Genomic DNA, 19469 nt, shown 5'->3' on the forward strand with positions numbered 1-19469 from the left:
TTAATAAGAATATAGTGCTCAATGGAGTAATATATCTTACTGTAGTTAAACATGTGTATCACGTTTACTACTGATAATTACTAAAAAAATGAAAAACAATAATAAAGAAATAATATCTGCTGTAGACAAATATGGAACACCAGCATATTTTTATGACGGAGAACAATTGATTACCAATTATCAAAATTTAGTTAATGCATTACCTTCTTGTGTGGATGTATTTTATGCTCTTAAAGTAAATCCAAATGTTTCTTTGGTAAAATTGCTACGAGAACAAGGAGCCTGTACAGAGGTATGTTCTATCACAGAAATGGAAATCGCTCTTAAAGCCGGAACATCTGTTCATGATATCATTTATTTAGGTCCTTGTAAAAAAGATGAAGAGCTTAAAAAAGCCATCGCATTAGACATATTTGCTATAGTAATAGAATCTGAAGTAGAATTGGAAAGAGTCTCTTCTTTTGCTGGAGAATTGGGAGTTACAGCTAATGTTGCGATTCGCATTAATCCAGACTTTTCTGCAGAAGGATCTCCTTGGAAAATGGGAGGTAGGCCTACTCATTTTGGGATTGAAGAACAACAAGCGATTCGTAATTTTAAAACTTATTTGCATACACCGAATGTAAATATTAGAGGTATTCATGTATATAATGGTACAAATATTTTAGAAGCTAAATCAGTATATGAAAACACTAAGTATATTTTAGAATTATACGAAAAGATTGTTGAAAAATACAATTGCGAATTCACTATGGTTGATGTAGGGGGAGGAATGGGAATTCCATATTTTAATAATCAAGAAGAACTAGACCTTAAGGAATTTCGAAACTTAATGGTTCCATTATTCAATAGCTTTCACAAAAGGTTCCCTAACACTAGAATCATTATGGAATCTGGAAGATTTATAATTGGTACCGCAGGCTCTATGGCTGTTAAAGTAAATAATATGAAATTTAATCATGGAAAAACTTTTGTTGTAACGGATGGAGGTACTAATTGCCATTCTGCAGCAGCGGGCTCAGGAAGAGTGGTAAAAAGAAATTTTCCAATGAAAAATATATCTAATCCTGATGATAGTTTTGTAGATAAGTATCAGGTTTCAGGACCGTTATGCAGTCCAGATGATATTATTGGACGCAATATTATGCTTACTAAAGTAAATGTATCTGATATTTTGTTAGTTGAGTTGTCAGGAGCTTATGGTCCAACATCTTCTCCTGGACTTTTTCATAGTCATGGGTTCCCTTCTGAGGTATTATTATATCGAGGAGAAACCTACCTTATTAGAGGTAGTGATACAACAGAAGATATTGTAAATAAGCAAATACTAGTAAATTTTAAACAAGAAGAACCAATCTTAAGTTAATTGATATAATAATGGATACTGATAAAATTTTAGATATAATAAAAGACGGTTTACTAGATAGTATTCCGAATACTACCAAAGAAGAGATCTTAATAGAATCTCATCTTAAAAATGATTTAGGAATTGATTCGCTTTCATCTATGTTTTTTCTAACATATTTAGAAGATAATATTAATGGTTTCGAAGTAAACCCTGATAATATAGAAGCCAAACACTTCAATACGTTACAAACAATTTTCGAGTATGTACTTACCGAAATGAACATAGATGTTTCGGTTTTATAACGTATAAAACTTCCATTTTAATTATTGTAGAGGAATTCTAGATTTCTTTACCGCAAGTACTTATTGATACTCTAATCATTTTAGAAGTATCAATAAGCTACTTGTTAATTCAACTTATAAATATTTTATAATGATACCAAAAATTCAAAATTTCTTGGAAGAATCTGCACACCTATATCCTAACGAAATAGCTGTAGTATTCGGAGAAGAAAGATTTTCATTTTCTGACATAAATAGACAATCCGATTCACTTGCTTCGTATTTTCAAAATATCGGTGTTAAAAGAGGAGATCGTGTTGTACTTCAATTAGGAAATGCTATAGAGACTGTCATCTCTTTCTGGGCAGTTCTAAAAATTGGAGCTGTTGTAATTCCTGTAGGAACTGAGCTAAAATCTAATAAAATTGAATATATACTTAATGATTCTGGTGCTATAGTTTTAATCACCAAAGAAGATATAGCAGTTCAGAATATAGAACTATTAGATAACTCAAAGCTTAAAAAGGTTATTATTCCTAATAAATCATTAGATCTAGAAGAAACCTTATTTGTTGATTTTGGACGTGTATCTAATAAAACGGAAAAAGAACTTGTTTCTTCGAGAACAATTAGTGTTGATTTAGCTGCTATTATATATACCTCTGGTTCTACCGGTGAACCAAAAGGAGTGATGTTAACTCATCAAAATATGATTGCCGCTACGAATTCATTAAATAGTTATTTGAGGTATAGTAAGGAAGATAAAATTTTATGCGCTTTACCCTTATCATTTGATTATGGTTTATATCAAATGATTATGAGTATTTCTGTTGGAGCAACATTAGTATTAGAAAAAGAATCCACTTGGCCCATATTTCTATTAAAAAGAATAGAAAAGGAGAAAGCAACAATAATACCTGCAGTACCAACGATGATCATGCTATTATTTGAGCAAAATAAGAAACATCGTTTTGATTTAAGAAGTGTACGTTCCGTAACAAATACTGGAGCTGCCCTAACGAGTAGTAATATTCAGATGATCAAAAATATATTTCCAAAGGCTCAAATATTTTCAATGTATGGCCTAACAGAATGTAAGAGATGTACGTACTTGCCTCCAGAAGATATTGACAATAAACCGGATAGTGTAGGGATAGCTATTCCAAATACTGAACTATGGTTAGTGGATTCTGATGATAACAAAATATCTACTCCAAATACAATAGGTCAATTAGTAATACGCGGTGCAACTGTAATGCAGGGATATTGGAATAAACCAATTAAAACATTAGAAAAACTTAAACCAGGTAGATATCCAAGTGAAAAAGTATTGTATACCGGTGATTACTGTACTATTGACGATGATGGATATCTCTATTTTATAGGTAGAATGGATCATATGATTAATTCTAGAGGTATAAAAGTTAGTCCCAAAGAAGTCGAAGGTTATATAGGAAATATTAAAGAAGTCAACGCTGTTGTAGTAACAGGTGTTCCTCACGCTGATTACGGAGAAGCGTTATTTGCGTTCATTGTACTTAACTCAAATGAATCAATTACAGAAAAAGAGATTTTATCGCATTGCTCATCTAATTTAGAAAATTATAAAGTACCAGAGTATATTCAGATTATCGAATCAATTCCAAAAACTCCGAATGGAAAATTTAATGTAATTGTATTAAAACAAAGAGCATTAAAAATTATAGAAGAAGCTAATAATACGATATCTATTTAATTATGGAATTAGTATTGGATATAGAAGGTTTTAAGATTAGTGCTAAAACCTGGGGAGATAAGACAGGTCAACCGCTGCTTGCTATTCATGGTTGGTTGGATAATGCAAATACATTCGACAAGATAGCACCATTACTTTCTGAGGATATTTATTTAGTCGCTCTTGATTTAGCTGGTCACGGTTTTTCTGATCATCGATCAGTTAATGATTCCTATTATTTGTGGGACTATGCGATTGATATATTGAATGTAGTAAGTATATTAAAATGGAAGAACTTTTCGATTCTTGCACATTCCATGGGTACGGGAGTGGCAGCTATTATTGCGGCTGCAATGCCCGAATTTATGGATAGGCTAGTTTTTATAGATGGTTTAGGTGCTCCTTTTGTAATTAATGAGGGGGATGTTGTATCTAATTTTAGAAAATCCACAAAACAAATGAAAATGGCTAAGAAGACTAAGTTGTTTGGTTTTTCTTCAACAAATTCTTCTCAATTTGATACTAGGGAAGAAGCTATTAAGGAGAGAATGAAGAGTAACATCAGTAGTATGTCGTATGATGCATCCGCTTGCTTGATAGGGAGATCTTTGTCTCAAACATCTAATGGATATCGATGGCGGTATGATCCACGTATTGCCTTACCAGAATGTTATAAGATGACAGAAAGACAAGCGCAACTTTTTATTGAAAAAATATCTTGTGAGGTACTTGTTATTTTAGGAAAAGAGGGCCTTTTCTCAAATGGAATGTTTAGCGAAAGGCTTAAGAGGTTTAAAAAAGTTAGTGTTCATTGGGTTACAGGTGGTCATCATCTGCACCTCGAAGAAACACATATAGAAACCTCAACATTAATAAATCAATTTTTACAAACAGAATTTTAATTATGAAAAAGAATATATTAACGATTATAGCATGCTTATTAATGATGTATGCCTCTAGTGCTCAGGAAAAAAAAGAACAGAATAAAACTACATTTGCAACCAAAATCATTCATAATAGTGTTGCAGGTTTTTATCCTATTTTCTTTGGTAACTTTGAAACGAATAGAAATTTTGATATTACCTTTTATACTATTTTTTGGACAAATCCATCTTTTGGAAACTTGCCATCCGGAAGTGATCTATTGTTAGAAACGTCTGTTGGATTAGGATTTAAGTTATTAGATAAATCTTTATATATTAATCCATCTTTTGGTTTCACTAGTGGTAAGTTTTCATCTAATAGCACAGGAACTAAAATAGGAGAAGGAATTGTTCCGAGTGTTTATGTAAACTATCAAAAGGGTTTGATTGATTTTGAAGGATATATATCTTACTATAAATCAATACGAGAAGATGATGGTATCTTGACCAAAGATTATCTTTTAAATTGGATGGCTCCGGGAATAAGTGTTAGTAAGCGTGTAGTTTTAGGAGCTTTTTATGAATCCTTTGGAGTAACGAGACAAGAAGAAGGAGATCCTTTATTAGTATATCAGTGGTTAGGAGGGTCAATTAAACTAAAATTTGATAAAGGAATTGCTTTTAGAATATCGGCAGGAGCAACCTTAAATACGGATGCAGGAACCTCTGATGAGTTTTATAAAGTTTCTGCATTTATACCATTATAAATCATATAGTAATTTGCGTAAAGCGAGTGTAAAAAACAAGTTATACTCGCTTTATACTATCCGTGAATTGATTCTTTTTTACTTAGAGATTTCATGATATCTGCTTCGAAATCCAATAAATCCTGCCATTTTTGATCAACTTCTTTGCGATCTCCATACTGACGGGCAAAGTTTAGAAACATAGTATAATGATTAGCTTCACTAACCATTAAATCTCTGTAAAACTTAGCTAATTCTTGATCTTCTAATTCTTCTGATAAAAGTTTAAAACGTTCACAACTTCTGGCCTCAATCAAGGCTGCATATAATAGTCGATGTACTAATTGCGTAGTTCTACTACCACCTTTTGGAAAAAAAGTAACTAATTGAATGACATAATCATCTTTTCTATCTCGACCTAATGTCCATCCACGGGCAATGATTTTATCGTGTACCATTTTAAAATGACTGATTTCCTCTTTAACTAGTTTAGTCATCTCCTGTACCAATTCTGTATATTCGGGGAAACTAACAATTAATGATATGGCAGTTGATGTTGCCTTTTGCTCACAATAGGCATGATCCGTAAGGATTTCTTCAATGTTTTTTTCTACAATATTTACCCATCGCGGATCAGTTGGGAGTTTTAAACCTAGCATCATCTTGTTTCAATTATAATAAGCAAAATTACTATTTTGATTTTTCTAATGCTAATTAGTCAGATGGAAAGGTTTTTTTAAACTAAGAAATGTTGACTCTAGATCTTAATCATGTTTATCAGAAATCTTAAGTTATATAATTTTTCAATAAAACACTATTAGATATCTAAGTCAAAATCAGACCTTAATTTATCAATAAGAGGATTTTTTTCTCGAAGTTTTTCGTATTTATCTTGCGGAGTAAAAGCATATTTTTTTGATGCCTCTTCGTTTACCTTAATATCAAGTGCAATACTATAATTGTTAAGTTTTTTGTAAAGAAACTGAAATAATCCTGGTAGTGCACTCTCCATATCAGCTTTCATAGAATTATTAGGTAGTTCTAAATAAATTTTACCATCATTTAATGTAGGTATATTCATCGCGAACATAGAACCAATAATACGTTCTCCTTTTTTGTCTTGCATTTTCCCATATTCTTCCCAACCAGCTTGCATTTCGGATTCAGTGAAATCATCACTAGGTAAATTTTTAGGATCAACAATCGTATCTACTTTTTTCTCTGCGTGTTCTTTTTTCTTACGAATACTACTTAGTGATAAACCAGAGGTTCTACCAGTTCTATTTCTAATTGAAGGTTTATTTTCCGAAGTGGTCGGACCTATAGTAGCTGTTTGTTCTGTATTAGTAATTTGAGAAGGAGATTCTTGTTTTTTTTCATCAACAGGAGTGGATGAAACAGATACATCAGGATTTTCTTTAGAAATAGAAATCTCAGATTCACTATGATCAGCTTTTTCTTCAGCTCTTTCCTTAACTTCTGGAGAAATCTTTACTGGTTGTATTCCTTTTTCCTTGAAATAGTTAGGAGGGATTATGTAAGGCTGGCCTTTTTTTTTTCTCCGTCTTTTGTAAGTACAGAGGCAAGTTGCATTAAGCATAATTCGACCAATAATCGCTGGTTACGACTTGTTTTATATTTTAAATCACAATCATTTGCAAGTTCAATTCCCCTAACTAAAAATGGATGTGGTGCTTTTTGTGATTGTTCTAAATATTTGGCTTTTGTTTGTTCTCCAACTTCCAATAGATTAATGGTAGCTTGATTTTTGCAAACTAATAAATCTCTAAAATGAGAAGCCAAACCAGCTATAAAATGATGACCATCAAATCCTTGAGCTAGAATTTCATTGAATTCTAAAAGCAACTGGGGAATATTATTTTGCAGAATTAGATCTGTAGTCTTAAAATACGTTTCGTAATCTAATACATTGAGGTTTTCGGTAACCGCCTGTCGAGTTAGATTTTTACCACTAAAACTAACAACTCTATCAAAAATAGACAAAGCATCTCGCATAGCACCATCCGCTTTTTGAGCAATGATTTGTAAAGCATCCTCATCAGCAGTTATTCCTTCTTGCTCAGCTACCTGCATCAAATGATTCTTTGCATCGGTAACTGTTATTCGTTTAAAATCAAAAATCTGACAACGAGATAATATCGTTGGAATGATTTTATGTTTCTCTGTAGTTGCAAGTATAAAAATTGCATGTTTTGGCGGTTCTTCTAATGTTTTAAGAAAAGCATTAAAAGCTGCTTGTGATAACATGTGTACCTCATCAATTATGTAAACTTTATAAGTTCCAACTTGTGGAGGTATACGAACTTGATCGATTAAGTTTCGGATATCATCAACAGAGTTATTAGAAGCAGCATCTAACTCAAAAATGTTAAATGCAAAATCTTCATCTGGATTTTCATGTCCTTGTTGATTAATTGTTTTTGCTAGAATTCTAGCACATGATGTTTTACCAACACCTCTTGGGCCTGTAAATAATAAGGCTTGCGCAAGGTGATTGTTCTCGATAGCATTAAGCAGCGTATTAGTAATAGCCTGTTGTCCCACAACGTCCTTAAACGTCTGAGGTCTATATTTACGTGCAGATACTATGAAGTGTTCCATCGATACAAAGTTAAAAATTGATTGGAAATAAAGAATTACTGTATTTGGTTTTTACAACCGAGTTATTAACAGTTTAAAAAAAACACGAATTACTTATTCAAGCTTTCTATTTATTTTATTTTTGCACGTAAGCAGATCACCTTATCGCTGTTTTGATTTATCAAAAGAGAGGAAAGTCCGGACACCATAGTGCAGTATAGCGGGTAACGCCCGTCCGTCGTGAGATGAGGACAAGTGCAGCAGAAAGTATGTACAGGTAAGGCTGTAGTGAAACCAGGTAAACTCTATACGGTGCAACGCCATGTATACCAACGCTTAAGGGTTGCGCGCCCAATGTTGGAGGGTAGGCGGTTTGATCTTGATAGTAATATCAAGGCTAGATAAATGATAAGGATTCCATCTTTGATGGATTACAGAATCCGGCTTATGATCTGCTTTTTTTATTTCTTTAGTTAGGCATACAATTTGATTCGATTGAGTAAATAAGATAAAGATATGCCAATCAAAATTACCTTGCTATTTCTGTTAATTTCTGTTGTATCAATCTCCGCTCAAAATCAGATTCCTAATACAGAAGAATTGTTTGGAAAATGGATCATAGAAAAGGATTCTTATAACAAATTCAAAACGTATCTTATTAATGCTGAATTGGAAAATAATAATCTATCTACAAAGATTCATATTTTTAGAGATGTGTATACAGGAACACTAAAAATGGAATATGTTAAATCGATGAAAAATGTCAAAGGAAATTACAATACATATACTGTTTGAGCTTATGATTCAAAAAATGGAAAATTAAAAGTGTTGGATCCTAGTTTTACAGATGGTAAATTGTTTTATGTAAAAAAAAATTGGGGTTGAAGAAATAGAGCTAATTAAAATCAAATAACTTTTTTACAAATCCTTTAACAAGTAGCAATACTATTTTTCTTGTACATTGTGCTACCAAAAGAAAATTGTATTTATGAATATTGCTATTGTTTGTTATCCGACCTTTGGAGGTAGTGGAGTAGTGGCTACAGAATTGGGAATTGCTCTTGCTAAATTAAACCATCAGGTACATTTCGTAACGTATAAACAACCAGTACGACTTGGGTTATTAAGTCCTAATATTCACTTCCATGAGGTTACTGTTCCAGAATATCCTCTATTTCATTATCAACCGTATGAATTAGCTTTATCCAGCAAGTTGGTAAATACGGTAAAGAAATATGATATAGAATTACTACATGTACATTATGCTATACCACACGCATATGCGGGATATATGGCCAAACAAATATTAGCAGAAGAAGGCATACATATTCCAATGGTGACGACATTACATGGTACTGATATTACATTGGTAGGGAATCATCCTTTTTATAAACCGGCTGTTACCTTTAGTATTAATAATAGTGATATTGTTACTTCAGTTTCAGAAAGTTTAAAAGATGATACATTAAGACTATTTGATATAAAGAAAACTATTGAGGTAGTTCCCAATTTTATTGAAGCTAGTGTACGTAAAACTGATTTTACAGATTGCCAGAGAGAGTTGATGGCTAAACCAGAAGAGCGTATAGTTACTCATATTAGTAATTTTAGACCGGTAAAAAGAATTATGGATATTGTAGATATATTCTATAATATTCAAAAAGAACTTCCCGCTAAGTTATTAATGGTAGGTGATGGTCCTGAGCGAAAAGCGGCTGAAAAGAAGTGTAAAGAATTAGGGATAAAGGATAATGTCATTTTCCTTGGTAATAGTAATGAAATTGATAAAATATTATGTTTCTCTGATTTGTTTTTGCTTCCTTCCGAGAGAGAAAGTTTTGGTTTAGCGGCTTTAGAAGCTATGGTAAACAAAGTTCCCGTAGTATCGAGTAATTCAGGAGGTATTCCAGAGGTTAATTTAGATGGTGTTTCTGGATATTTAAGTAATGTAGGGGATGTTCAGGAAATGTCTAATAATGCAATTAGTATTTTAAGAGATGACGAAACATTAGATAAGTTTAAGGAAGGAGCATTTGATCAAGCACTGAAATTTGATATTGCTAATATAGTTCCTTTGTATGTAGAATTATATGAGAGCGCACTCGCCTCGGTTTAGAGAAATAAAATAAAGCGCTATTATTTTGATAATAGCGCCTTACAACTAAACAAAAATCAAATCAATTGATTCTCGAGGGGTTTAAAAGATATATCTTGCAGCAATTCCGATATTGACTCCGAAGTTATCCACATCACTAAATCCTCCAGTATTTTCTATACTATGAATATCGTACGTTGGACGAATACTAAATGCCACCTGCAGTGGAAAATCAAAACGATAATCTACTCCAAAATCAGCTCCAACATATGGAAAGAATTCACTATCTCTATCATTGGTTATTCCAAAACCAAAAATGCTAGTTTTAAAGTCAATATATCCTGCACCTATTCCAGGACCGGCAAACCAATTTAGGTTATCCCAAATGTTATAACTCCAATGAAAGTATGCACCTCCACGATAGGTGTTAATGAATGAATTTGTTTTCCAACTTAGGTTAACGTCAATTCTATTATGTTCTCCAAACATTTGACGTTGGTATGTAATTTCTGGACCAAATCCTTCATCACCAACAACTCCTTGTGATAATCTAATACCTATAGCACTTTTAGGAATATCTTGTGCCTGAAGATTAATACTAGTTACAATTAAGATGAGAACAAAAAATAATTTTTTCATGATTATAAGGTTTTTTTTAATATTTACCTTTTGTATGTAATCGAATGAAAAGGTTAACATATAATCGAAAAAAAATAAAAATCCCTCGACAATAGTGCCAAGGGATTTTTATTATGATATGTTAGATGTACTAAAACTTATATCTTGCACTTAGACCAAGATTAAATATTATATCATCATTTGTGTAATCATCAAAGTAAATTTCTGGTCGAAAATCTAAAGAAATTAATAACGGAAAGTCGAAATTGAATTCAATACCAACGTCTCCCGTTACAAAACCAAAAGTCCCTAAGTCATCCCTATTATCAAGATCATTGTCATAATCGACAAGACCACCACCGATACCAGGCCCAACATACCAGTTTAGTCCTCCATCAATATTAAACACCCATTGATAGATTCCAGTTAATTTAACAGCATTAAAACTATTTCTTCCTTGCACTCCTAGATTTAATTCTGCTCTAGTTTTAGAGCTTAATTTTGCTTGATAAGTAGCTTCTGCCCAAAAACCATTACTTTCACTAAGTCTTAAACCTATAGCATGTTCCGAAATTTCTTGCGCTTGTGCTGTAAAAATTGAAGCAAATAATAAAGAGGTAATGATAATAATACGCTTCGTCATTGTGATATTGTTTTTTTATTGTTATCCCAATATAACGTTAGATCCTTTTTTTTAATATGACTGAATTGCTTAAGGTTTTGTTAATTTCTAATTTAATACAACATATGAATTCTTTTAAAACCTGTCTAAACTTCTTGTAATTTCATATCTGTACTTTCGAAAATTTTATCTGCTGAATTTGCTATAAACCCTGTAAAAAGTTTACCATTCTCTTGTTTGTGTCTAAATGCGAATTCATAATAACAAGAAGTAATCTCTTTGATCCCCTCAATAAATTCTATTTCGATTTTATCTGCTAAAATACTTGATTGTTCAAGAAATTGAGAAGGAGTTCCTTTGATCTCTCCACCAGAAGAGTTTAGTACAAATCCGTTTTCCTTTAGAAAATTATTAAGACTAGTTAAATTTTTAAAGTTGTTCAGTTTATTAACGTCTACTGTAAAGTGATTGGAGCAAAAACCATTAACGTACATCCAAGCAGCATATTCAGATTCTTGTTGTAAGTTTTTATAGGTTTCATAGGATGGTGTCTCCCAAACCCTACCTTTTAGTATTAGATCATCTTGATCAAAAATTGTATGCTCGACGTTATCCAATAATTCTTTTACAGTTTTCTGAAGCTGTTCAGTAAAATGATGGCTTAGCAATTGACTTATGAAAATTTTTGGAGCATCAGGATTATCAGCATGTTCGTAATGTTTAGCATACAGTTTTTTAGCTTCAAAATGATATTCATTTATTTCTTTATAACCCATTGCTAAAAATGGTTTAGCGATTACACTAATATTAGTTCTTGGGTCATCAAAAGTTCTAATTGCGATATGATCATTGAAAATCGTTTCATTCTCTTCTGTTAATAGAGATTTAACCTTATTTGCAGATGGAGTTTTATGGGCATATTGTTTCCATAGCTCGTTAAAAAAAAGTGTAGAATTCATTTTATCTGTTTATTTTTATTTCAAAAGTACTACATTTGACTAATTTTATTACTTTAGGTAATTGATTTAATTAATTATTGTTTTTTTTTATGTCAAATTGATTTTGCTTTAAAATAAGATTTCTTATTTATAGTTTAGATCACTCAAAATTTCATTCATTATGAATCATTTTGATTATATAGATCAGCAAATATTATTGCAGATCCGCGAAGATGCTAGAAAACCTTTTTCTCAGATAGCCGAAGAATTAAAGATTTCTAATTCATTAGTACATCAAAGAATTAGAAAGTTAAAAGAGAATCAGGTAATTAATAAAGCCGAGTTTGTTATTGATGAGAAGCAAATAGGATACAAAACCAAATCTTATGTAGGAATAAGGCTTAAAGAAGCTAGATATGCTAGGTCAGTGGTTGATGATTTAGCTAAAATACCAGAAATATTAGAATGTAATTATGTATCTGGTAATTATGCACTTTTTATCCTGATATTTGCATATGATAATCATCATTTACGTAATATACTGTACGAACAAGTTCATCAAATAGACGGAGTTGCTGGTACTGATAGTTTTATTTGTTTTGATACCAATTTTAAACGGCAGATTACGTTAGATTCATTAGTAAAAGGAAAACAAATATGATAAAAGAGGCTGATCTCATTACTTTAAGTGAACAGTTAGACGGAGAATTGAAATTCGATTTTCTTACCAAATCCTTATATGCTACTGATGCATCCGTATATCGCAGAATTCCTACTGCGGTAGCTTTTCCTAAAAATGTATTGGACCTAAAGAAAATTATAAATTTTGCAAACGATAATAGCTGCGGTTTAATACCAAGAACCGCCGGTACCTCTTTAGCAGGCCAATGTGTTGGAGATGGTATTATAGTAGACGTGTCTAAATACTTTACTAAAATAATATCTATCGATGAAGCTAAAAAAACAGTTACTGTTCAGCCTGGAGTTATTAGAGATGATTTAAACCGTTTTCTAAAACCTTATGGGGTGTTTTTTGGACCAAATACTTCTACCTCTAATCGTTGTATGATAGGAGGTATGGTTGGCAATAATAGTAGTGGTACTACTTCTATACAATATGGAGTTACTAGAGATAAAGTAATCGAATTACAAACAGTTTTATCTGATGGTAGCGAAGTAACGTTTTCCAATGTTTCTAAAGAAGGTTTTGAGCATAAGAGGAATCAAAATACATTAGAAGGTAAGATATATGATACTGTTTTTAATGAATTGATTTCTAAAGATGTACAAGAAAATATACATAATAATTTTCCAAAACCAGAGATACATAGACGTAATACTGGATATGCAATTGATGAATTAATTAAATCCAATGTTTTCTCAGATTGCAAAAAGGATTTTAATATGTGTAATTTATTATCTGGTAGTGAGGGAACATTAGCTTTTACAACACAAATTACGTTGCAACTGGATGAACTACCTCCTCAGGAGTCATTGATGATAGCTTCTCACTTTCATTCTATCGAAGACTGTTTAAATGCTGTAGAACCAGTAATGAAACATACATTATTTACTTGTGAAATGATGGATAAGACAATCTTAGATTGTACAAAAAACAATGTAGAACAACTTAAGAATCGCTTTTTTATAGAAGATGATCCTCAAGCGATTTTAATGTTAGAATTAAGAGCTAATGATTTAGAAAGTCTTGAAAAACAAAAAATGAAACTGTTGTCTACATTAGAGAATTCAGGATTGACCTATGCGAATCCTATTTTATTGGGAAATCAAATTAATCAAGCCTTAGAACTCAGAAAAGCAGGGTTGGGGTTATTAGGTAATATTATTGGTGATAAAAAAGCAGTAGCCTGTATAGAGGATACGGCCGTAGCTTTGTCTGATTTAGCAAACTATATCAAAGAGTTTTCTGATCTAATGAAAAAACATGATCAAGATGCAGTTTATTATGCACATGCGGGTGCTGGGGAACTGCATTTAAGACCAATTTTAGATCTTAAAAAGAAAACAGATGTTGTGCTCTTTAAAGAAATCACTGATGATGTAGCTAGTTTGGTAAAAAAGTACAATGGATCCATGAGTGGAGAACATGGTGACGGAATTGTTCGAGCAGAGTATATTCCTTTTATGATTGGAGAAGCGAATTATCATGTACTAAAACAGATAAAAACTGTATTTGATCCTAATGGTATTTTTAATCCAGGAAAAATAGTAGATGCCTATGCTATGAATGAACAGTTAAGGTACGAGATTGATAGAAAAGAACCTGAAATAGAAACATTATTAGATTTTACAGATTCTTTAGGAATTTTACGTGCTGCAGAAAAATGTAATGGGAGTGGAGATTGCAGAAAATCGGTAGAATCTGGAGGAACGATGTGTCCTAGTTATAGGGCTACTAAAAATGAAAAGGATACAACTAGGGGTAGAGCTAATACACTACGAGAAGTATTAACGAATAATACCGAACCTAATAAGTTTAACAAGAAAGAATTAAAAGAAGTATTTGATTTATGCATTAGTTGTAAAGGTTGTTCTGGTGAATGTCCTTCTAATGTCGATGTAGCTGCGCTAAAAGCAGAGTTCGAATATCAATATCAAAAAGAAAATGGAACTTCTCTTAGAACTAAATTATTTGCAAATAATAATACGTTAAATAATCTAGGAAGAATAGCACCCAGTTTAACAAATTTCTTTTTTGAAAACACATTTACTTCTGGAATTTTAAAATCTACTCTTGGTATTGCTAAAGAGAGAGAATTGCCATTACTAAGCAAACAGTCTTTAAGAAAATGGTGTCAATACCATTTAAAACTAAAACAACCTAAAAATCCAATTAAAAGCATTTACTTTTTTGTTGATGAGTTTACGAATCATTTAGATACAGATATTGGAATCGATGCCTTGGAGTTGTTAACAGGATTAGGTTATGAGGTAAAAATTACAAATCACAAGGAAAGTGGTCGAACATTTATTTCTAAAGGATTATTAAAGCAGGCTAAAAAACTTGCGAATTATAATTTAAATATTTTTAGAGAATTAATATCTAGTGATATTCCATTAATTGGATTAGAGCCTTCGGCGATATTAACGTTTAGAGATGAATATCATAGGTTAGCTGATGATAAAGAAGTAGCAAAAATACTTTCGCAAAACACTTTTTTAATTGATGAGTTTTTAAAATCAGAGGTTGAACTAGGTAATATTACTTCTGAGCAATTTACAAAGGAAGAAAAAGTGATAAAACTTCATGGGCATTGTCATCAGAAAGCATTGTCTACTATTCATACAACGTTTGTATACCTTAATCTACCCAAAAACTATAAAGTGACCATTATCCCTTCTGGATGTTGTGGTATGGCAGGGTCTTTTGGTTATGAAAAAGAGCATTATGATGTGAGTATGCAAATTGGGGAACAAACATTATTTCCTGCGGTAAGAAAAGCTCCAGAAACAACTATTATTGCTGCTGTTGGAACTAGTTGTAGACATCAGATTAAAGATGGAACAAAACGTATTGCATTGCATCCTGTTAGTATATTAAATGCAGCTTTAATATCGAAAACAGAATATAAATAACCTATAATCAATGTGTTGTGAAATTGTGAATATCTAATAACAAAATTCGTATTGAGAACTTTTTTTAAGATTTATATTTGGCATCCTAAAAAAGTAAATATATGAGCGCTACTTGGTACGAATGTAAAGTAAAATATAGAAAAATAAATGATTCTGGAGTACAGAAAGTAACTACAGAACCTTATTTAGTGGATGCAGTATCTTATACAGAAGCAGAAACTAGAATTAATGAAGAAATGGCAGCATATGTTAGTGAAGAATTTATTATTACTAATATAAAAGTTGCAAATTTTGCTGAGATACACCCTTTTGAAAATTCTGATCGTTGGTTTAAATCAAAAGTATCTTTGATAGCTTATGACGAAGAAAGCGGTAAAGAAAGGAAAACAAATATGTATCTTTTAATTCAGGCTAATGATGTAAAAGAAGCTTTTGACAATACTAATAGCGTAATGAAAGGTACAACAGGAGATTATACAATACCTGCAATTGCAGAATCACCAATTATGGATGTATTTCCTTATTTTACAGGTGAAGAGGAACAATTAGAAAAATTCAAAGCATTGAGAGATTCTATTCAAGAAGTAGAAGAAGTAGAAATAGATGAAGATGTACCGGCAGCTCCAGGTTTTATAGGAGAAGAAGAATAATATTTTTAAAGTATTAAAACCTAATAGAGGTTTCTAGAAAAAAGCTTTTGGAGCATATGATATGAATGCTCCAAAAGCTTTTTTTATATAATAATTTTTAATTTGACTAAAAAAGTTAATTTCTCATATATATTATTGTAGAATAATAATTTTAATCTTTTAGTAACTTATTCTAGAATTGATCGTCAAATAGATAATAATTGTTTTATTAAGCAACCACATTATCAATCAAAATAATAATCACATGAAATTATCACAAACAATTAAAACGTTACTTTTAGTTTTCTTTTGTACAGGAATGTTCTTTAGTACACAGGCCCAAAATTTAGAAAAAGAAATTGATGCTATAGTTTCTTCGATGTATTCTGTAGACGAACCAGGTATCTCAATTTTAGTAGCCAAAAATGGAAAACCTATTTATAGAAAGGCATTTGGAAAAGCTAATTTAGAATTAGAAGTTCCTCTCAAACCAGAAAATGTATTCGAAATAGGTTCGATAACCAAGCAATTTACCGCAGTTGCAATCCTAATGTTAGAAGAACAAGGAAAACTTAAAATTGAAGACGAAATCACTAAGTATATTCCAGATTATCCTACGAATGGAAAGAAGATTACCGTTCATCATCTTCTAAATCATACATCTGGTATTAAAAGTTATACTGGTATGCCTAGTTTTATGAAATCTGCGCGTACTGATATGACACCAACCGAATTAATAGATGTATTTAAAAATGAGCCTATGGATTTTGATCCAGGAGAAGAGTTTAGATACAATAATTCGGGTTATATATTATTAGGATATATTATTGAAGTAGTAACAAAAGATACGTATGAAAATTTTATAGAGAAGAATATTTTCCAAAAAATAGGAATGAATTCTTCATATTACGGAAGTACTAGTGAACTTATTAAAAATAGAGCTTATGGGTATAAACAAAATGAAGATGCATTCCTTAATGCGGATTATCTAAGTCTTACATTACCTTACGCCGCAGGATCATTGATGTCTACAGTAGATGATCTATTAAAATGGCAAAATGCAATAAGTGCTAACACCTTTATTAAAAGATCAAGTTTAGAAAAAGCAATAAACGGATCTAAGTTAAACAGTGGCGAAGAAATTGATTATGGCTATGGTTGGAGTAAGACCATAATACAAGAATCTAAAGGATATGCGCATAGTGGAGGAATTTTTGGATACACAACGAATGGAATCTTTCTAGAAAATGAAAATGTATATGTAATTGGATTAACTAATTGTAACTGTAAGAATGTACGTGAAATCACTATGAAAGTAGCAGCTACTGCCATAGGTAAACCAATTCCTGATAAAAAAGATGCAGTTGCATTATCAATTAAAGAAGCAAAAAAATGGGTAGGAGCTTATGAGTTTGAAGATAATGTTATAAGACATATTATGCTTAAAGATGGTAAACTATTTAATCTAAGAGAAGGAGAAAATTCTAGAGAGTTTGAAATATACCAAATGAAAGATGGTTCGTTTATTTTTGATGATGGAACTATATCTTATAATTTTTCGATGACTGATGATGGAAAAAGACAAACAGTATTTAAAACTGCTGATGAAAGTTTTACAGGAAAAGGAATTGATAAAGCTCCTCCTGCAGAAAGAAAGTCTATTACGGTATCAGCAGATATTTTGAAACAATATGTGGGTAAATTCGAGTTACAACCAAACTTCATCATAGACATTACTTTAGAAGGAAATTCAATATATGCAGAGGCTACAGGGCAACCTAAGTTTGAACTTTTTGCAGAATCCGAGACATTGTTTTTCCTAAAAGTAGTACCTGCAGAAATTAGTTTCAACGCTAATAACAAAGGGTTAATAGATAGTTTGACTCTAAATCAAGGAGGAAGAAAAATGCCGGCAAAAAGGATCAATTAGGGATTCTAGATCTTAGTTCAGCCATAATTTTAATATCAAATTATTAGATATCATAAAAGCGGAGTAAAATTTAATATTTTAACTCCGCTTTATTGGTTATAATTAAGTGAAAAATAACTTAATTAAATATGAATAGTTGGCCATATTTTAATTGTTTAAAGAAGTGTTTAACTTGATCATATATAAAGAACTTGCATCTATTTTTGGCTCTGATCCAGGAAGTATTTTTTGTTCAATAATACCATTGTCATCTTCATCGGTAACCGCAAAATCATCATCATTGATACACCCTAAAGTATGATCATCAATAACCCATATACCTTCTAATTTATCGTGTGGATATCCTGTTTTTTCGACAAGATCTGCTATTAAGGTCTTAGTAACAGGAACAATTCCAGCGTTTTCTAACTCCACCCAGGTAGATTCTTCCAGAGTTTTTCCATTAAGTAGTAAACCAAATTCATCTTCGTCATTAGTAGAACTAACATCTGTGGCGTTAGAAATATCTATTTTATAGATATGTTTTTGTACAGTACCTTCTCCAGAAAAATTACCATCTCTTTCTATAACAAGAAATTCTGTATCAGATAAACCAACGATTTCTGAATTTGATAGGTTTGAGTTTTCTTGTCTATAAAGGAATTGTTTTGTTTTAGCTGTTCGTAAGTCAAACATTAAAATTCTAGTAAGATCCGTTCTAATTGTTTCTGGATTATACATAGTAGATTGCATGATACCTACCAAATTCCTTTGATTTGGTGTGATTCCTAATCCCTCCATTCCTCGATTTGGTCTTCGTTTCGAAAATACAGCAGGAATTTTTCTACCTCTATTGTCATCATTAATACCATAAGGAGATATACGTTCAAGTTCTATACCTTCAGCAGAATAGTGTACGATATGAGGACCATATTCATCAGAAACCCAAAAACTTCCATCATATAATGCCACCAAACCTTCTGCATCTAGACCGAAATCATCAAATGGTAATTGGTTGCCATCAATATCATAAGGTATCTCTCCTGTAGCTCCTTTTCCTTCAGGATTCGGAATTCCTGAAATAGGATTACCATTTGGATCTTTTAATATGATTTCTTTTTTTAGAATAATATCACCTTCCGAAGTAACAGAGAACAAGCCGATTCTTGGGATGTAATCTGCGACTGGAAATTTTTTCCCATCCATAAAGTCAGTATTTGGACCTCTATCTGTTATTGCATAAAATTCTCCTTTTCTTTTAGGATGAGCAGTTGCCGCAGAACCGTAACCACCATTTCTAATTTCTACATCCTCTGGAGTAGTAGTTAATACTTCAAAAGGTAGCTCATATTGGATGTTCTCTTCTAAAACAAGTTGAGGTGGAACAGATATTGGACCTCCAGAAAAGTCATCCAAATACTGACAAGATGTAAAAAGAATTAGTACTGCACAAAGCAACATGGTCTTAAGAGTTTTCATTGGTTTTAAGTTTAGTTATGTAATTAAGA

16 protein-coding genes, 1 other RNA gene and 1 pseudogene are annotated in these 19469 nt (G+C 31.7%); 12 read left to right on the top strand and 6 right to left on the bottom strand.

Features of this window, described 5'->3' with window-relative positions:
* Positions 1–88 precede the first annotated feature (88 nt).
* From H526_RS0100730 to H526_RS0100750, 5 genes are all read left to right on the top strand, one after another.
* Entirely contained in the window at positions 89–1366 is a 1278-nt protein-coding gene (locus H526_RS0100730) for an alanine racemase (protein WP_027391210.1), read from the top strand.
* Positions 1367–1377: 11 nt separating this feature from the next.
* The gene (locus tag H526_RS31605; protein WP_027391211.1) at positions 1378–1650 is read left to right on the top strand and encodes an acyl carrier protein; all 273 of its coding nucleotides are present in this window, start codon (positions 1378–1380) and stop codon (positions 1648–1650) included.
* Between the two features lie 130 nt (positions 1651–1780).
* Positions 1781–3364, top strand: a complete 1584-nt coding sequence (locus H526_RS0100740; RefSeq protein ID WP_051335911.1) for a class I adenylate-forming enzyme family protein — start codon at positions 1781–1783, stop codon at positions 3362–3364.
* A 2-nt stretch (positions 3365–3366) separates the two neighbouring features.
* On the top strand, positions 3367–4245 hold the full coding sequence (locus tag H526_RS0100745; RefSeq protein ID WP_035084037.1) for an alpha/beta fold hydrolase: 879 nt from the start codon (positions 3367–3369) through the stop codon (positions 4243–4245).
* 2 nt (positions 4246–4247) lie between these two features.
* Positions 4248–4973: a DUF6733 family protein gene (locus tag H526_RS0100750; RefSeq protein ID WP_027391214.1), complete on the top strand. Its 726-nt coding sequence runs from the start codon at positions 4248–4250 to the stop codon at positions 4971–4973.
* Positions 4974–5029: 56 nt separating this feature from the next.
* Here the strand turns inward: H526_RS0100750 and H526_RS0100755 are convergent, their stop codons facing one another.
* Both H526_RS0100755 and H526_RS30500 read right to left on the bottom strand, forming a co-directional pair.
* Positions 5030–5611: a MiaE family protein gene (locus H526_RS0100755; protein WP_027391215.1), complete on the bottom strand. Its 582-nt coding sequence runs from the start codon at positions 5609–5611 to the stop codon at positions 5030–5032.
* Positions 5612–5769: 158 nt separating this feature from the next.
* Positions 5770–7574: pseudogene (locus tag H526_RS30500) on the bottom strand (DNA polymerase III subunit gamma/tau).
* Positions 7575–7702: 128 nt separating this feature from the next.
* Here H526_RS30500 and rnpB point away from each other — a divergent pair.
* From rnpB to bshA, 3 genes are all read left to right on the top strand, one after another.
* Positions 7703–8016, top strand: an RNA gene (gene rnpB / locus H526_RS30585) — RNase P RNA component class A.
* A 53-nt stretch (positions 8017–8069) separates the two neighbouring features.
* Complete coding sequence (locus tag H526_RS0100770; RefSeq protein ID WP_027391218.1) at positions 8070–8348, top strand: hypothetical protein; 279 nt, start codon at positions 8070–8072, stop codon at positions 8346–8348.
* 193 nt (positions 8349–8541) lie between these two features.
* Positions 8542–9669 carry an N-acetyl-alpha-D-glucosaminyl L-malate synthase BshA gene (gene bshA / locus H526_RS0100775; protein WP_027391219.1) on the top strand — a complete coding sequence of 376 codons (1128 nt, stop codon included), beginning with the start codon at positions 8542–8544 and terminating at the stop codon, positions 9667–9669.
* 81 nt (positions 9670–9750) lie between these two features.
* Here bshA and H526_RS0100780 read toward each other — a convergent pair whose 3' ends face one another.
* From H526_RS0100780 to H526_RS0100790, 3 genes are all read right to left on the bottom strand, one after another.
* Positions 9751–10287, bottom strand: a complete 537-nt coding sequence (locus tag H526_RS0100780; RefSeq protein WP_035084043.1) for a hypothetical protein — start codon at positions 10285–10287, stop codon at positions 9751–9753.
* A gap of 130 nt (positions 10288–10417) precedes the next feature.
* On the bottom strand, positions 10418–10909 hold the full coding sequence (locus H526_RS0100785) for a hypothetical protein (RefSeq protein WP_027391221.1): 492 nt from the start codon (positions 10907–10909) through the stop codon (positions 10418–10420).
* Between the two features lie 125 nt (positions 10910–11034).
* Positions 11035–11847: a DUF1338 domain-containing protein gene (locus H526_RS0100790; RefSeq protein ID WP_027391222.1), complete on the bottom strand. Its 813-nt coding sequence runs from the start codon at positions 11845–11847 to the stop codon at positions 11035–11037.
* 160 nt (positions 11848–12007) lie between these two features.
* Here H526_RS0100790 and H526_RS0100795 point away from each other — a divergent pair, with 160 nt between their 5' ends.
* The 4 genes from H526_RS0100795 to H526_RS27975 all read left to right on the top strand — a co-directional run bounded on the left by H526_RS0100795 (position 12008) and on the right by H526_RS27975 (position 17982).
* Positions 12008–12487, top strand: a complete 480-nt coding sequence (locus H526_RS0100795; protein WP_035084045.1) for an Lrp/AsnC family transcriptional regulator — start codon at positions 12008–12010, stop codon at positions 12485–12487.
* Positions 12484–15423 carry an FAD-binding and (Fe-S)-binding domain-containing protein gene (locus H526_RS0100800; protein WP_027391224.1) on the top strand — a complete coding sequence of 980 codons (2940 nt, stop codon included), beginning with the start codon at positions 12484–12486 and terminating at the stop codon, positions 15421–15423. The genes H526_RS0100795 and H526_RS0100800 overlap by 4 nt, the downstream gene beginning before the upstream one ends.
* A 101-nt stretch (positions 15424–15524) precedes the next feature.
* Entirely contained in the window at positions 15525–16073 is a 549-nt protein-coding gene (locus H526_RS27970) for a DUF4494 domain-containing protein (protein ID WP_035084047.1), read from the top strand.
* 244 nt (positions 16074–16317) lie between these two features.
* Positions 16318–17982, top strand: a complete 1665-nt coding sequence (locus H526_RS27975; protein ID WP_035084049.1) for a serine hydrolase — start codon at positions 16318–16320, stop codon at positions 17980–17982.
* Positions 17983–18129: 147 nt separating this feature from the next.
* Here the strand turns inward: H526_RS27975 and H526_RS0100815 are convergent, their stop codons facing one another.
* Complete coding sequence (locus tag H526_RS0100815; protein ID WP_027391225.1) at positions 18130–19440, bottom strand: esterase-like activity of phytase family protein; 1311 nt, start codon at positions 19438–19440, stop codon at positions 18130–18132.
* Positions 19441–19469 lie beyond the last annotated feature (29 nt).

Origin of the sequence: Aquimarina latercula DSM 2041, assembly GCF_000430645.1 — a bacterium.
GTDB lineage: Bacteria > Bacteroidota > Bacteroidia > Flavobacteriales > Flavobacteriaceae > Aquimarina > Aquimarina latercula.

What these genes read in the sequence shown, in the direction of transcription:
- H526_RS0100800 (WP_027391224.1), top strand. Translation starts at nt 12,484, where the DNA reads ATGATAAAAGAGGCTGATCTCATTACTTTAAGTGAACAGTTAGACGGA.
- H526_RS0100780 (WP_035084043.1), bottom strand. Translation starts at nt 10,287, where the DNA reads ATGAAAAAATTATTTTTTGTTCTCATCTTAATTGTAACTAGTATTAAT.
- bshA (WP_027391219.1), top strand. Translation starts at nt 8,542, where the DNA reads ATGAATATTGCTATTGTTTGTTATCCGACCTTTGGAGGTAGTGGAGTA.
- H526_RS0100750 (WP_027391214.1), top strand. Translation starts at nt 4,248, where the DNA reads ATGAAAAAGAATATATTAACGATTATAGCATGCTTATTAATGATGTAT.
- H526_RS0100730 (WP_027391210.1), top strand. Translation starts at nt 89, where the DNA reads ATGAAAAACAATAATAAAGAAATAATATCTGCTGTAGACAAATATGGA.
- H526_RS0100740 (WP_051335911.1), top strand. Translation starts at nt 1,781, where the DNA reads ATGATACCAAAAATTCAAAATTTCTTGGAAGAATCTGCACACCTATAT.
- H526_RS31605 (WP_027391211.1), top strand. Translation starts at nt 1,378, where the DNA reads ATGGATACTGATAAAATTTTAGATATAATAAAAGACGGTTTACTAGAT.
- H526_RS0100815 (WP_027391225.1), bottom strand. Translation starts at nt 19,440, where the DNA reads ATGAAAACTCTTAAGACCATGTTGCTTTGTGCAGTACTAATTCTTTTT.
- H526_RS0100745 (WP_035084037.1), top strand. Translation starts at nt 3,367, where the DNA reads ATGGAATTAGTATTGGATATAGAAGGTTTTAAGATTAGTGCTAAAACC.
- H526_RS27975 (WP_035084049.1), top strand. Translation starts at nt 16,318, where the DNA reads ATGAAATTATCACAAACAATTAAAACGTTACTTTTAGTTTTCTTTTGT.
- H526_RS0100795 (WP_035084045.1), top strand. Translation starts at nt 12,008, where the DNA reads ATGAATCATTTTGATTATATAGATCAGCAAATATTATTGCAGATCCGC.
- H526_RS0100785 (WP_027391221.1), bottom strand. Translation starts at nt 10,909, where the DNA reads ATGACGAAGCGTATTATTATCATTACCTCTTTATTATTTGCTTCAATT.
- H526_RS0100770 (WP_027391218.1), top strand. Translation starts at nt 8,070, where the DNA reads ATGCCAATCAAAATTACCTTGCTATTTCTGTTAATTTCTGTTGTATCA.
- H526_RS0100755 (WP_027391215.1), bottom strand. Translation starts at nt 5,611, where the DNA reads ATGCTAGGTTTAAAACTCCCAACTGATCCGCGATGGGTAAATATTGTA.
- H526_RS27970 (WP_035084047.1), top strand. Translation starts at nt 15,525, where the DNA reads ATGAGCGCTACTTGGTACGAATGTAAAGTAAAATATAGAAAAATAAAT.
- H526_RS0100790 (WP_027391222.1), bottom strand. Translation starts at nt 11,847, where the DNA reads ATGAATTCTACACTTTTTTTTAACGAGCTATGGAAACAATATGCCCAT.